The organism is Rhizobium sp. BK176 (assembly GCF_024808055.1).
Genome location: NZ_JANUBV010000007.1, coordinates 89,787 through 103,167 on the forward strand (window position 1 = coordinate 89,787; position 13,381 = coordinate 103,167).

Annotated in this window: 13 protein-coding genes; 5 read left to right on the forward strand and 8 right to left on the reverse strand. The window is 60.7% G+C overall.

The window, feature by feature from the left end; genetic code table 11:
• Positions 1 to 56 precede the first annotated feature (56 nt).
• From FHT76_RS21370 to FHT76_RS21380, 3 genes are read right to left on the reverse strand one after another with little or no spacing between them, the layout of a single operon-like run.
• On the reverse strand, positions 57 to 1,082 hold the full coding sequence (locus FHT76_RS21370; protein ID WP_259130381.1) for an ABC transporter ATP-binding protein: 1,026 nt from the start codon (positions 1,080 to 1,082) through the stop codon (positions 57 to 59).
• Complete coding sequence (locus FHT76_RS21375) at positions 1,070 to 2,764, reverse strand: iron ABC transporter permease (protein WP_259130379.1); 1,695 nt, start codon at positions 2,762 to 2,764, stop codon at positions 1,070 to 1,072. The genes FHT76_RS21370 and FHT76_RS21375 overlap by 13 nt, the downstream gene beginning before the upstream one ends.
• A 17-nt stretch (positions 2,765 to 2,781) precedes the next feature.
• The gene (locus FHT76_RS21380) at positions 2,782 to 3,759 is read right to left on the reverse strand and encodes an ABC transporter substrate-binding protein (RefSeq protein ID WP_259130377.1); all 978 of its coding nucleotides are present in this window, start codon (positions 3,757 to 3,759) and stop codon (positions 2,782 to 2,784) included.
• A gap of 164 nt (positions 3,760 to 3,923) precedes the next feature.
• Here FHT76_RS21380 and FHT76_RS21385 point away from each other — a divergent pair, with 164 nt between their 5' ends.
• Positions 3,924 to 4,982 (forward strand): aldo/keto reductase, encoded by a 1,059-nt coding sequence (locus tag FHT76_RS21385; protein WP_259130374.1) that lies wholly within the window; start codon positions 3,924 to 3,926, stop codon positions 4,980 to 4,982.
• A gap of 24 nt (positions 4,983 to 5,006) precedes the next feature.
• Here the strand turns inward: FHT76_RS21385 and FHT76_RS21390 are convergent, their stop codons facing one another.
• The gene (locus FHT76_RS21390) at positions 5,007 to 6,227 is read right to left on the reverse strand and encodes a PLP-dependent aminotransferase family protein (RefSeq protein ID WP_259130373.1); all 1,221 of its coding nucleotides are present in this window, start codon (positions 6,225 to 6,227) and stop codon (positions 5,007 to 5,009) included.
• Positions 6,228 to 6,446: 219 nt separating this feature from the next.
• Here FHT76_RS21390 and FHT76_RS21395 point away from each other — a divergent pair, with 219 nt between their 5' ends.
• Positions 6,447 to 7,547 (forward strand): branched-chain amino acid aminotransferase, encoded by a 1,101-nt coding sequence (locus FHT76_RS21395; RefSeq protein ID WP_183754712.1) that lies wholly within the window; start codon positions 6,447 to 6,449, stop codon positions 7,545 to 7,547.
• A gap of 215 nt (positions 7,548 to 7,762) precedes the next feature.
• Here FHT76_RS21395 and FHT76_RS21400 read toward each other — a convergent pair whose 3' ends face one another.
• On the reverse strand, positions 7,763 to 8,233 hold the full coding sequence (locus FHT76_RS21400) for a YidB family protein (protein WP_183754710.1): 471 nt from the start codon (positions 8,231 to 8,233) through the stop codon (positions 7,763 to 7,765).
• A gap of 151 nt (positions 8,234 to 8,384) precedes the next feature.
• Between FHT76_RS21400 and FHT76_RS21405 the strand changes: the two genes are divergently transcribed.
• On the forward strand, positions 8,385 to 8,642 hold the full coding sequence (locus tag FHT76_RS21405) for a GlsB/YeaQ/YmgE family stress response membrane protein (RefSeq protein WP_183754708.1): 258 nt from the start codon (positions 8,385 to 8,387) through the stop codon (positions 8,640 to 8,642).
• Positions 8,643 to 8,734: 92 nt separating this feature from the next.
• Positions 8,735 to 9,322: a bifunctional 2-polyprenyl-6-hydroxyphenol methylase/3-demethylubiquinol 3-O-methyltransferase UbiG gene (locus FHT76_RS21410; protein WP_183754706.1), complete on the forward strand. Its 588-nt coding sequence runs from the start codon at positions 8,735 to 8,737 to the stop codon at positions 9,320 to 9,322.
• 49 nt (positions 9,323 to 9,371) lie between these two features.
• Here the strand turns inward: FHT76_RS21410 and ilvC are convergent, their stop codons facing one another.
• From ilvC to FHT76_RS21425, 3 genes are all read right to left on the reverse strand, one after another.
• Positions 9,372 to 10,391, reverse strand: a complete 1,020-nt coding sequence (gene ilvC, locus FHT76_RS21415) for a ketol-acid reductoisomerase (RefSeq protein WP_088692034.1) — start codon at positions 10,389 to 10,391, stop codon at positions 9,372 to 9,374.
• Between the two features lie 46 nt (positions 10,392 to 10,437).
• Positions 10,438 to 11,088: a TetR/AcrR family transcriptional regulator C-terminal domain-containing protein gene (locus FHT76_RS21420; RefSeq protein WP_405049309.1), complete on the reverse strand. Its 651-nt coding sequence runs from the start codon at positions 11,086 to 11,088 to the stop codon at positions 10,438 to 10,440.
• Between the two features lie 154 nt (positions 11,089 to 11,242).
• A complete protein-coding gene (locus FHT76_RS21425; protein WP_183860813.1) occupies positions 11,243 to 12,148 on the reverse strand; it encodes an AraC family transcriptional regulator in 906 nt (301 codons plus the stop codon).
• Positions 12,149 to 12,333: 185 nt separating this feature from the next.
• Between FHT76_RS21425 and FHT76_RS21430 the strand changes: the two genes are divergently transcribed.
• Positions 12,334 to 13,380 (forward strand): NAD(P)-dependent alcohol dehydrogenase, encoded by a 1,047-nt coding sequence (locus FHT76_RS21430; RefSeq protein WP_114713100.1) that lies wholly within the window; start codon positions 12,334 to 12,336, stop codon positions 13,378 to 13,380.
• The last annotated feature ends 1 nt before the right edge of the window (position 13,381 follow it).

The window sequence follows — 13,381 nt, forward strand, 5'->3', positions numbered from 1 at the left end:
ATTGGCTCTATGCCATTAGTAGTGGCTAAGCCCCGCTTCGGAAAGACGTTTCGAGATCAGAGACGCCAGGCGGCGCGCGCAATGACGCGCACACTTTCGCCGACCTGCAAGCGCTCCCGGTTGAACGCGCGAAGCACCTGTCCGTCGTCAAGCAGCAACTTCAGAGCATAGCGTTCACCTTCGTAGAGGATGGACTCGACGCGTGCCGGAACACCCTCACCCGCGATCAAGACATCCTCCTGGCGCACCAGAACGTCCACCTTTGGCCCATTTTCCTCGCCCGAAAACATGGGCGCGAGGGCGCTCCAATCGAAAATCCGGGTGTCACTAGCCGGAGACGACAGCGACAGGATCGCACCGCGACCGATCAGCCCGCCAACCAGCCGGCCCTCGGGCCGCGCATAGATTTCCGCGGGCGACGCAGCCTGCAGGAGGCGGCCCTCGGACATGACCGCAACGTCGGTAGCAAGGGCCATCGCCTCGCTCTGATCGTGCGTGACATAGACCATCGTCGCTCCAGAGCGCTGGTGGAACTCACGAAACGTTTCCTCCATCTCCTGTTTCAGGTGCCGGTCGAGATTGGCAAGCGGCTCATCGAGCAGCACGACGTCGGGTGACGAAACCAGGCAGCGCGCCAAGGCCACGCGCTGTCGCTGGCCGCCGGAGAGATCGGCGGGGCGCCGCTCGGCATGGTCGGCGAGCCTCACCGTTGCCAGTGCTTCACGAACCCTCCGCCTGTACGTCTCACCGGAGACGCTGCGCACCTTCAGGGGATAGCCGACATTGTCTGCGACGCTCATATGCGGCCACAATGCGTAGGATTGAAACACCATCGCCATGTTGCGCCGTTCCGGTGGCAACGACCGCGACGCGTCTGCGAGCAGCCGCTCGCCAAGATGGATAGAGCCGTCGGTTGGCGCCTCGAAGCCGGCGATCATGCGCAGCACCGTTGTCTTGCCGCAGCCCGAGGGCCCGAGCAGTGCCAGGAAGCCGCCGTGGCGGACCTTCAGGGAAAAATCGGCGACCGCCGCGCGCCCGGTACCGAAGTCCTTGGCAAGATGGTTGAGGATCAGCTCCGCCACGGTACGACTCCTCTCGGCAGGCGTTTTGCCATCAATTCCAGGAGAAGCATCATGAAGACGACCATAAGGACGACGAGCACGGCGAGTGCCGAAGCGAGATCGGAGCTGCCGCTGTCATCGAGATTGTAGATGGCAACGCCAAGCGTCTGCGTCCCGGCAGACCACAAAAGCGCGGAAATGGTAAGCTCATTGCAGGCGATCAGGAACACCAGGATCACCGATGCGCCGGTTGCCGGAGCGATCAAAGGCACAATGATATCGGCGAGCCGTCGAAAGAAGCCAGCCCCCGAGAGCCTTGCGGCCTCCTCCAGGGCCGGATCGAGCTGATGAAACGCACTGACGACGGGCTTCAGGCTAACGGCAAAGAAACTGGAGAGATAGGCGATCAGAATGATCCAGATTGTTCCGTACAGCGTCATGTGCAGGATCGGAAGCGGTGCGGCAAACACCAGGATGAAGCACACGGCAATGACGATGCCGGGCAGCGAATATGGAATCTCGATCAGGCTGGAAACGATCCGGCCAAGTAGGTCTTTCCGTCGCGTCAACGCGTAAGCGGTCAGCACGGTCACCAGAAGGAGACATAGTGCCGTTCCGGCCGCGAGGGAGAGCGAGTTTACGAACGCCGTGCGCGTGACCGCTTGCCGGAAGAGAATTTCGTAGAAAGCGCTTGCCGACATCGTCTTGAAGGTCAGCGGCACACCATAGGCCGGCACGAGTGCGCCGGCGAGGAGCGCGAAGAATGGCGCTACCAGCATGACGAAGATGCAGAGCCAGAGCAGTGGCTGCAAAAGGAACTTCCAGGGCCCCAACTCAAAGGCAGCGGTCGCGCCTGAAAGGCCGAGGACGCGGTAATCGCGTCCGCGCAAAGCGCGATCCTGAATGGCAAGCCCGGCAACGGAAATGATTGCGATGATTGCCGAAAGCACCGCGACATCGCCGAATGTCCGGCTGGTGAAGGCGGAAAACTTGGTGAAGATCAGTGTCGGAAGCGTGTAGATCGAAGCCGGTATGCCGAGAATAGCCGGTATGCCGAAGTTGCCGGTGCAGGAAACAAAGGAGATCGCAGCTCCGGCAATGATGCCGGGCAGCGAAAGCGGCAGGATGATGTCGCGGAAAACCCGAAGACTCCCGGCTCCAGCGAGACGCGCCGCCTCGACACCATCGCGCGGCAACGCCATCAGGCCGGCCCGGAGAGCGAGATAGACGAGCGGCGCGTGCTGCACTCCGTAGAGCAGCGAAATACCACCGACCGAATAGAGCGGCTGCGGCGATCCAAGCGGAGGCGCAATGTGCAGAGCCTTCAACAGTGGGCTTGAGGGCCCGGACATCTGCACCCAGGCAAGCGCCGTCACCTGCGGCGGGATCATCATCGGCAGGACGAACAGGAAGCTCAACGCTCCCTTGCCGCTGATATCCGTCAGCGTCAGCAGGAACGCGAAGGCGCAGCCTATGGCCAGTGAAATCAGTGTGCCAAGAATGGCCGTGACGAGCGTGTAGTAGGTCGCCGACCAAAGCGCGGGATCGCTGAGCACCGCGCCGACGCCGCCATTTGCAAGTGACGCAATACCTGTTACCGCGAGCCGCGCCAGCGGCAGCACGCTCAGGACCAGGACAACGATAACGACAAGAGGAAACAGCCAAGCGGGCTGGCTGTTTCCGGGACGAACATATTCGCGCATCTGCGTTCTGGCGACGATCAGTTCGAGCCGTAGATGCCGGAGAAGGTCTTGAGGTCCCGATCGGTGTCTTTCAGCGCCTCGGCGGCATTGATCGGCAGCAGCATGATGCTCTCACGAGCCGGAAAACCCTCCGGCAGCTTCATACCGTTGCGAGCCGGGATGTAGCCGAGCTTGAGGAACCCTTCCTGCCCCTTTTCGGAAAGAACGTAGTCAACGAATTTCTTCGCCGCATCGGCATTCTTCGAGCTTGCGAGAATACCCACCGGCTCCGTTACCGCGGAGACGCCTTCCGTCGGGAAGACGAACTCGACCGGCGCGCCCTTGGCCTTTTCGCGGATCGGCATGTAGTCGACGATCATACCGAAGGCCTTTTCGCCCGCGGCGACCGACTTGAGCACCGCACCGTTGCCACCGGCCGCCGTCGCGCCATTGGCGGCGAGATCCTTGTAGAAGTCCCAGCCGAGGCCGTCGACACCGGCCAGCGTCTGTGCGTGAATCAGGGCCGCGCCCGACGTCAGCGGGCTCGGCATAGTCACGAGGCCCTTGGCTTCGGCCTTCGTCAGATCCTTCCAGCTCGTCGGCTTGAACGCGGCAGAAGTGTTGTAGACGATGCCGGTGGTGATCAGCTTGGTCGAATAGTAGTAGCCGTCAGCGTCATAGAGTGCGGCGTCGTAGCTGGCAGCTTCCGGCGACTTATAGGCCAGTAGCTTGCCGGCTTCCTTCAGGCGCTCGAGCGTGACCGTGTCTGCGATCAGCAACACGTCAGCAACCGGATTGCCGGCCTCGATTTCAGCCTGCAGCTTTGCCATGATCTTCGGCGTGCCGTCACGCACCCAGTCTACCTTGACGTCGGGATTGGCCGCCATGAAGCCGTCGACAGTCGCTTGCGCATCTTCATTCGGCTGGCTGGTGTAGAGAACGAGATTTGCGGCTGATGCCGGAATTGCAAGCAAGGTCGCTGCGAGCAGCGCGGCGGCGGAAACGATCGTCTTCATGGTGGATCCTCGGTGATGGGAGAGCCGATCCTTAGCCATCTCGGATAACATGATTGTGACAGTCTGCTTCGCGACGCTGACGTGCAATCTGGCCCTTGACCCGCCTGCCCCGCACCTATCTTCTAACGCACGTTTTGGCTCAAGCCTTTGGGAGGGGGACGCATATGGAATACCGGCTTCTCGGCCGCTCCGGCCTCAAGATTTCGACCGTGACAATGGGCACGATGACGTTCGGCGGCCAAGGTTGGGCGAAGATGGTTGGTGATCTCGGAGTCGCCGAAGCGCGCAGGCTTGTCGACCTATGTCTCGACGCCGGCGTCAACCTCATCGATACGGCCGACGTCTACTCGCAGGGCGTTTGCGAGGAAATTCTCGGCGAGATCATCGGAGGGCCGCGCAAGAACGGCGTGCTGATCGCGACCAAGGCACGCTTTCGCATGGGAGACGGGCCGAACGATACGGGCTCGTCGCGCTATCATCTCATCAGCGCCTGCGAAGCGAGCCTCCGGCGCATGAAGACCGACGTGATTGACCTGTACCAGCTTCACGAATGGGACGGACAGACGCCTCTCGAAGAAACCATGGAAGCGCTCGACACGCTCGTCCGCCAAGGCAAGGTCCGCTATGTCGGCTGCTCGAATTTCTCAGGCTGGCACATCATGAAAGCGCTTGGTGTCAGCGAAAGGGAAAAGCGGGAGCGGTTCGTCAGCCAGCAGATCCACTACACCCTCGAAGCACGCGACGCGGAATACGAACTGCTTCCAATCAGCGTCGACCAGGGGCTCGGCGTGCTCGTCTGGAGCCCGCTCGCTGCCGGGTTGCTCTCCGGCAAGCATCGCCGCAACCAGACCGCCCCTGAAGGGTCGCGTCAATTCGCCGGGTGGACCGAGCCGCCGATTCGCGACGAAAACCGCCTCTGGAATATCGTCGAAACGCTGGTGGCGATCGCCGAAGAACGTGGCGCCTCGGCAGCCCAAGTGGCGCTTGCCTGGCTGATCGGTCGCAAGGCGGTGACCTCGGTGATCATCGGTGGTCGCACCGAAGCCCAGTTCAAGGACAATCTGGCCGCCGCTGAACTGAAGCTGACTGAAGACGAGCGCAAGCGCCTCGATGCCGTCAGCCTGCCGCCTGTGCTCTATCCATATTGGCACCAGCTCAATACGGCAAGCGACAGGCTGAGTGAGGCCGATCTGGAATTGTTTGGCCCGCACCTAAATCGGTAGTTGGTTCCGAAAGTCGGCGGCCAATCAGCCGCCGATCTCCGCGGTGACGAGCGCCCCGAGGCGGCTGATTCCCTCCTCGATCATCTGATCGTTGGCGCAGGAGAAGCTGACGCGGAAGGTGTTTGCTCCCGAGCCGTCGGCGAAGAATGCCTTGCCGGGGACGAACGCGACCTTGGCTGTTTCCAGCGACTTGGCGAGCAGCTTCGCGCCATCCATGCCATCAGGTAGCGTTACCCAGATGAACATGCCGCCTTCCGGCTTGGTCCAGCTCGTGCCGGCCGGCATGTATTTCTCCAGCGCCGCCAGCATGACATTGCGGCGGTGGCTATAAACGGACCTGATCTTCGCGACCTGCGCATCGAAACCGCGTTCCGCGACGTGGGCGATCGCCATCTGATTGATCGTCGAGGAGTGCAGGTCAGCCGCCTGCTTCATCAGCACCAGCTTGCGGATGACGGAAGCGTTGGCAACGATGAAGCCGACGCGAAGACCGGGAGCCAGCGTCTTCGAGAAGCTGCCGCAATAGATCGTGCGGGTATTGTTGATGTGTCCCCTCTTCGCGATCTCGGTCGCCAGGATCGGCGCGACCGGCGTGCCGTCGTAACGGAGCGACTGGTAGGCCGCGTCTTCGATAACGGCGATATCGAGTTCTTCAGCCAGCGCGAGAACCTTCTCTCGTCCAGCCTGATCGACGGTTTCACCCGTCGGGTTGGCAAAATCGGCGGAGAGATAGGCGAACTTCACCTTGCCGCCCGCCGCAGCGGCCTGCGCCTTATAGGAATCGGGCGTCCGGTTGCCGTTCGGCGTCAGCTGGTCGTAGGTCGGTTCGTAGGCACTGAAGGCCTGGAGTGCGCCGAGATAGGTCGGCCAAGTAACCAGTGCCGTGTCATCAGGCGAGAGGAAAAGCTTGCCGAGATAATCCAGGCCCTGCTGCGAGCCGGACACGATGAAGACGTTCTCAAGCTCGCATGGAATGTTAAGCGCGGCCATCTGCTTGACCAGCCACTCGCGAAGCGGCTTGTAACCTTCGCTGACCGAATACTGCAGCGCCGAGTTCACGGCCGAGCTGCTGAAGATATCGGCGTAGGCCGCCTTGAACTCCTGATCGGGAAAGAGCGCCGGATCCGGGATACCACCGGCAAAGGAAATGATCTCAGGGCGGTCAAGGAGCTTCAGGAGCTCGCGAATCTCCGATGCGCGCATCCGTGAAGAACGCGTCGCGAACATGCCTTCCCAATTCAACATCGGTATTTCCTCGCAATTTTTTGTCTTTAGGCCAGAGAACCACGCAATAAAAAATAAGTCAACATTACTGACCTATTTCTTTGCCACCATGACAATTTCGGGAAGCGGAGGTCACTTCTGTAAACAGAAGCCAGAACCGACCAGAATCGATCTTTTCAAGACCCACCCCGTGGCGGTAGTGTCGCCGCCACTATCCAACATGCTATGAAGGTGCCAGCAATGTCCGCGTCGTCGAATACTCCTGAAATCAAGATCGAATTCCACGCGTCGCCGGTCTCGGAAGCCGATCGAACTCAGGCTCTGGAGACACCCGGCTTTGGAAAGGTCTTCACGGATCATATGGTTCTGGCCCGGTGGACTCCCGACAAAGGCTGGCACGATGCGAAGGTCACGCCGCGGCGGCCTTTGGAGCTCGATCCCGCCAGCGCAGTACTGCACTACGCCCAGGAAATCTTCGAAGGTATGAAAGCCTACAAGGCGGACGATGGTCGCATACTGCTCTTCCGGCCGGAAGAGAACGCCCGTCGTTTCGCGCAGTCGGCGGCCAGGATGGCGATGCCTGCCGTGCCGGAAGAACTTTTCCTGAAGGCGGTCGAGGAGCTTGTCCGCGTCGACAAGGCATGGATTCCATCAGGCGACGGCAGCCTCTATCTGCGCCCGTTCATGTTCGCCAACGAGGCGTTCCTCGGCGTCCGCCCCGCTCAGGAATATATCTTCTGCATAATCGCCTCCCCGGTGGGTGCATACTTCAAAGGCGGAGCAAAGGCGGTTTCGCTCTGGGTCGAGACTGAGTACACCCGAGCAGCAGCCGGCGGCACCGGTGCTGCCAAATGCGGCGGAAACTACGCGGCCAGCCTCGTCGCACAGGCCGAGGCGGCGAAGAAGGAGTGCGATCAGGTCGTTTTCCTTGATGCAGCGGAACATCGCTGGGTCGAGGAACTCGGCGGGATGAACGTATTCTTCGTGATGAACGACGGATCTGTAGTAACCCCACCTCTCGGCGGCACGATCTTGCCGGGCATCACGCGCGCCTCGGTAATAGTTCTCGCAGAAGAAAAGGGCTTGCGCGTCGAGCAGCGCCCCTACTCATTCGCGGAATGGCAGGCGGATGCGGCCAGCGGCAAGCTCGTGGAAGCATTCGCTTGCGGCACTGCAGCAGTCCTCGCGGGCATCGGCCTCGTGCGACACGCCGGCGGCGAGTTCCGTATCGGAGACGGACAGACCGGCAAGCTGACCAGCGAGTTGCGTCAGGAGCTCGTCGGCCTGCAGAAGGGCGTCACAAACGATGAACGTGGCTGGACACGCCGTATCCTCGCCTGAGGTCATCAGCGGCGCGCGAGCAGTCGGCCGCCAGTAGTTCAGAGACTTCGGAAACCGGGCGACGCCCGGTTTTTTGTGGTTTGCGCCGAGAGGCGTGAAGCTTCAGCCGCTGGCAAAATCAAGGAGTTTCGGGCGGCATAGGAAAAGCCTTCGTTCCCCGCTTCCGTTTGGGGAAGCGGGGGAGTCTTTGCGACTGCAGCTCGACCGTCCCGCGCTCAGGAATGGAACAGGGCGGCGATCTGCTCTTGTGTCGGCAATTGGCCTCGCGGCGTCAGCTTGTCGACCACTCCAGGCAGAACGGTCGACAATTGGTTCAGCAGCTCCTGCTCGCTGATTCCCGCCTGACGTGCGAGATCGCTGATCGTCTGGGACCCGAGCGCACTATTGAGACTGCCCGGTGCGATCGGTTTATTCTGCCCGGGTTGGACCCAGGAATCCACCGTATCGCCCTGCCCGGCTTCCGTCAGCTTGCCGAGAAGACCGCCAAGGCCACCGAGACCCCCAAGCCCGCCGAGAAGGCCGCCGTCACCGGCCTGCGGGCTGGCTTGCGGATTGGCCTGCTGGCCAGCCGGATCCGTCTGGCTGCCGCCGCCACCGAGGAGTTTGCCCACCAGCAACGCGCCGAGAGCAATCATGATCGGCTTTGATATATTTCCGCCTGGAACGGCGTCGTCAAAGATACCCATGCCATCCTCCTTTTTGGTTTCTTCATTTCACTGAACAACAACTGTAGAATGAAAGCATAAGGCTCTCACGAACCTTGAATTCCCCGGCGAGCTATTTAGCTAAACGGGAAGATGGTCTGAATATTCAACCAATCAAGGAGGGACACGGCGGATGTCAGTAATCAGTTGGATTATCCTTGGACTGATCGCGGGATTCATCGGCAGCAAGATCGTCAACAAGTCGGGCGCGGGGATGTTGATGGACATCGTCCTCGGCATCGTTGGAGCGATCGTCGGCGGCGTCATCTTCAGCTTCTTCGGCGCATCGGGCGTAACGGGCATCAATATCTACAGCCTCGTCGTCGCGGTCATCGGTGCTGTCGTTGTTCTCTGGCTGTACCACGCCGTCAGCGGGCGCCGGTCCGTTTAGCTCGCCATTTCTATGTCGACGGGATGAGCGCTGCCTCAAAGGCGGCGACTTTGTGCGTGTAACTCCGGCCTTGGCGCATCGGGCAAACGATCATGGCAGACGAGAGTACATCTTCATTCTACGACGACAACGCGGCAACCTATGCCTCGCGGCAACGCAAGCTGCCGGTACGGCGGCTCGATGCCTTTCTGTCGTTGCTCCCGCCCGGTGCGGCGATCCTCGATCTGGGTTGCGGTGGAGGACAGGACAGCGAGTATATGCTGTCGAAGGGCTTCGCCGTAATGCCGACAGACGGATCACCGGAAATAGCCAGGCAGGCCGAAAGCCTCCTCGGTCACTCCGTCGCGGTCCTGCGCTTCGAGGATCTGGACGAGGAAGAAGCATTCGATGGCGTTTGGGCAGAGGCAAGCTTGGTGCACGTCCCGCGAGCCACCCTTCCCGAGGTGCTGGAACGGATCCGCACTGCGTTGCGGCCCGGCGGCACCTTCCACGCCACTTTCAAGGCGGGCGAGGCCGAAGGGCACGATGCGTTCGGTCGCTACTACAACTATCCGTCGGCGGAGCTACTCTCGGAAATGCTGAGCAATGGAGGCTGGCATAACATAGTCATCAGTGAAGGCGACGGCACCGGCTATGATGGAAAGCCTACCCGCTGGCTTGCTGTACGGACGCAAAAATAAAGGCCGGAACTTTCGTCCCGGCCTTCGTGATCCAGCACTTTGAAGCCGCTTAGTTGACGGACTTGTCGACCAGCTTGTTCTTGCCGATCCAAGGCATCATGCCGCGGAGCTTCGCGCCGACTTCTTCGATCTGGTGGCTGTCGTTCATGCGGCGGATGCCCTTGAAGCGCGAGCCGCCAGCCTTGTATTCCTGCATCCAGTCGGACGTGAACTTGCCGGTCTGGATGTCGTGCAGGACGCGCTTCATTTCAGCCTTGGTTTCAGCCGTGATGATGCGCGGGCCGGTGACGTATTCGCCCCACTCCGCCGTGTTCGAGATCGAGTAGTTCATGTTGGCGATACCGCCTTCATAGATCAGGTCGACGATCAGCTTCACTTCGTGCAGGCACTCGAAGTATGCCATTTCAGGCGCGTAGCCTGCTTCAACCAGCGTTTCGAAGCCGGCGCGGATCAGCTCGACGAGACCGCCGCAGAGAACGACCTGTTCGCCGAAGAGGTCGGTTTCGCATTCTTCGCGGAAGTTGGTTTCGATGATGCCCGAACGACCGCCGCCGACGCCGCAAGCGTAGGAGAGAGCGAGTTCAAGAGCGTTGCCCGAAGCGTTCTGGTGAACAGCAACGAGGCAGGGAACGCCGCCGCCCTTCTGGTATTCGCCGCGAACCGTGTGGCCCGGGCCCTTCGGCGCGATCATGACGACGTCGAGCGAAGCCTTCGGCTCGATCAGGCCGAAGTGAACGTTAAGGCCGTGTGCGAAGGCGATAGCCGCGCCGTCACGAATGTTGCCGGCGATGTCGGCCTTGTAGATGTCGGCCTGCAGTTCGTCAGGCGTTGCCATCATGATCAGGTCGCCCCACTTGGCGGCATCGGCAACGGTCATGACCTTGAAGCCGTCAGCTTCTGCCTTCTTGATGGTTGCCGAACCGGCCTTGAGAGCGATCGCCACGTTGGCATGGCCGCTGTCCTTCAGGTTCAGGGCGTGTGCGCGACCCTGGGAACCGTAGCCGACGATGACGACGTTCTTCGACTTGATGAGGTTGAGGTCTGCATCACGATCGTAATAGACGCGCATTTGAATGTCCTTCCCTTTGCTTGTCCTGTGACTGTTGTAAGTGGGATCAGCCGACCAGCGGCATCTCCGCCAAAACCTTTTCCGTGCCGTAGAGGCGCAGAAAGGCGGAAACCGCCCTCTCCGCCTGACGCGCGGTATCCTTGAGACCCGGCTCGCCGAGCAGCATGCGAACATGCAGATCGGAAACGATCAGGCCGTAGAGCGTGTGATATGCCTCATCGGCATCATGGAAGCGCAAAAGCCCGGCGCGCTTGCCCGCGTCGATCAGGCCCATGGCGCGGCGATCAATCTGGCGGCGGCCCCGCTCAAGGAGCAGCTTGCCGAGCTTGGAGCCGTCGCGATGCGACTGGCCGATGGCCAGACGGTTGAGCGCCAGCGAAACATCACCGGCGAGAACCTCAAGCAGGTCCTTTGCGAAGATGACAAGGTGATCGTGCAGGCTGGCTGATGTCAGCCGCTCGCCATTGCGCTCGAAGGTGCGCACCTTGCTGGCCTGATAGGCGATCATGGCGGACAGCAGTCCGTCGCGATCGCCGAACCACTTATAGAGGCTTTCCTTGGAGCAGTTTGCGGCACGGGCAACGCCCGACGTCGTCAACGCCTTTTCGCCGCCATCGACGAGCAGCCGCAATGCCTGCTCTAGAACTGCGTTTTGGCGCGGCGAAAACTCGCTGGGCTCCAAATTATCGACGGCCACGGCCTCACTCCCAATAAGTACCGTACGGTACGGTTCGCGGGCTTTATGCTGCAATCCACCATGCGCGTCAAGCGGCCTGTGGGGAAAATCTCATACTGCAACACACTCAAAAATCTCGGCCGTTCACGTCCCGCTCGAGATCAACCACGCACGCTCAAGTGCGCTCGACCGGTTCGCGCGCAGCCTCCATGTCTCGCGCGGGTGACAAACCGTAGATCCGGCTGTATTCGCGACTGAACTGCGACGGGCTCTGGTAGCCGACCCGATGCCCCGCCGTTCCGGCATCCAGGCGTTCGACTAGCATTAGACGGCGAGCCTCATGCAGCCTCAACTGCTTCTGATATTGCACCGGCGTCATCGCCGTGATCGACTTGAAATGATGATGGAAAGACGAGACGCTCATATTGACCTGCTCGGCGAGATCCTCGATCCGCAGCGAGCTTGCGAAATGCTGCCGCAGCCAGGCAATGGCTCGCGCGATGCGGTTGCCGTGACTATCGGCGACTGCGATGTTGATCAGCCGACCGCCATCAGGCCCAGTGAGCACACGGTAGAGGATCTCCTGCTCGATCAACGGCGCCATCGCTGCGATATCCTTTGGACGATCGAGCAAACGCAGCAGCCGAACGGCCGCATCCAGAAACTCCGGCGTCGCAACATTCACCGCAATGCCGCGGCCCGGCCCCTGCGCTATCGGCCGTGGAATATCGGCTCGACTCAGCAATTCGAGAACCTTTTCGCTATTGATGCCGAGCGTCAGACAAAAATGAGGAATCTCGGCGCTCGCCTCGACCACGCGCCAGATGACAGGCAGATCGAGCGACGTCAGAAGATAATCGCCTGCCCCATAGTTGATGACGTCGGTTCCGAGACGGAGGCTCTTGGCCCCTTGGATAACAATGGCAATGCAGGGCCGGTAGCTGCCGTGACAGGGTGCGCTCGGCGTATGCCGGCGGCTGATCCCAAGGCTCTCGATGGCGGTGCGGAACTCACCCTCGGCGCCGGCATGTCGAGCGGCAATCGAAGCAATTTCCTGGTAGGGATTGAACGGCAATGTCATGCGAGGAAACCTTCATCTGCGGCGCCGGGATGCGCAGTATCTAGGATAGGTTCGCGCGCCCGAGAATAGCCCGTCCCTTCAATTTTGCAGGATCGTGCAAAAACCGCGGAGGATTGCTCTACCGCATGGAACTCGATCCGTTGCATCTTCGGCCATCCTCCCAGCAACCCGAAAGGAAGTCTCGGATGCCTATCGCAAAAGGCTATGCTGCCACTGACGCGTCGAAACCACTTACCCCCTTTACGTTCGAACGACGCGACCCCAATCCGGATGACGTTGTGATCGACATCAAGTTTGCCGGCATCTGCCATTCGGATATCCATACCGTCCGCAACGAATGGAAGAACGCCGTTTACCCGATCGTGCCGGGCCATGAGATTGCCGGCATCGTCTCCGCCGTCGGCTCGGCGGTGACCAAGTTCAAGGTCGGCGACCGCGTCGGCGTTGGCTGCTTCGTCGACAGCTGCGTCGGCTGTGCGACCCGCGACGTCGACCGCGAGCAGTACATGCCGGGTCTCGTCGGCACCTACAACGAATTCGAAGCCGACGGCAAGACGCGCACTCAGGGCGGTTACTCCGACTCGATCGTCGTCAAGGAAGGCTACGTGATGAACATCCCGGACAACCTTCCGCTCGATGCTTCCGCCCCGTTGCTCTGCGCCGGCATCACGCTCTATTCGCCGCTGCGTCACTGGAATGCCGGTCCCGGCAAGAAGATCGCAATCGTCGGCATGGGTGGCCTCGGGCACATGGGCGTCAAGCTCGGCGCGGCCATGGGGGCTGAGATTACCGTTCTGTCGCAAACCCTCTCCAAGAAGGAAGACGGTCTCAAGCTCGGCGCCAAGGAATATTACGCTACCAACGACCCGGCGACATTCCAAAAGCTCGCCGGTGCCTTCGATCTGGTGATCTGCACGGTCAGCGCTGAAATTGACTGGAATGCCTATCTCGGTCTGGTCAAGGTCGACGGCGCCTTCGTCGTGGTCGGCGCACCGGAAAACCCGATCCCGGTCCACGCTTTCTCGCTGATCCCAGGCCGCAAGAGCATTTCCGGCTCGATGATCGGCTCGATCAAGGAAACCCAGGAAATGCTGGATTTCTGTGGCGAGCACAACATCGTCTCCGAGATCGAGACGATCAACATTCAGCAGGTCAACGAAGCTTACGAACGCGTTCTGAAGAGCGACGTTCGCTACCGCTTCGTCATCGATATCGCCTCGCTGGCTGCCTGAC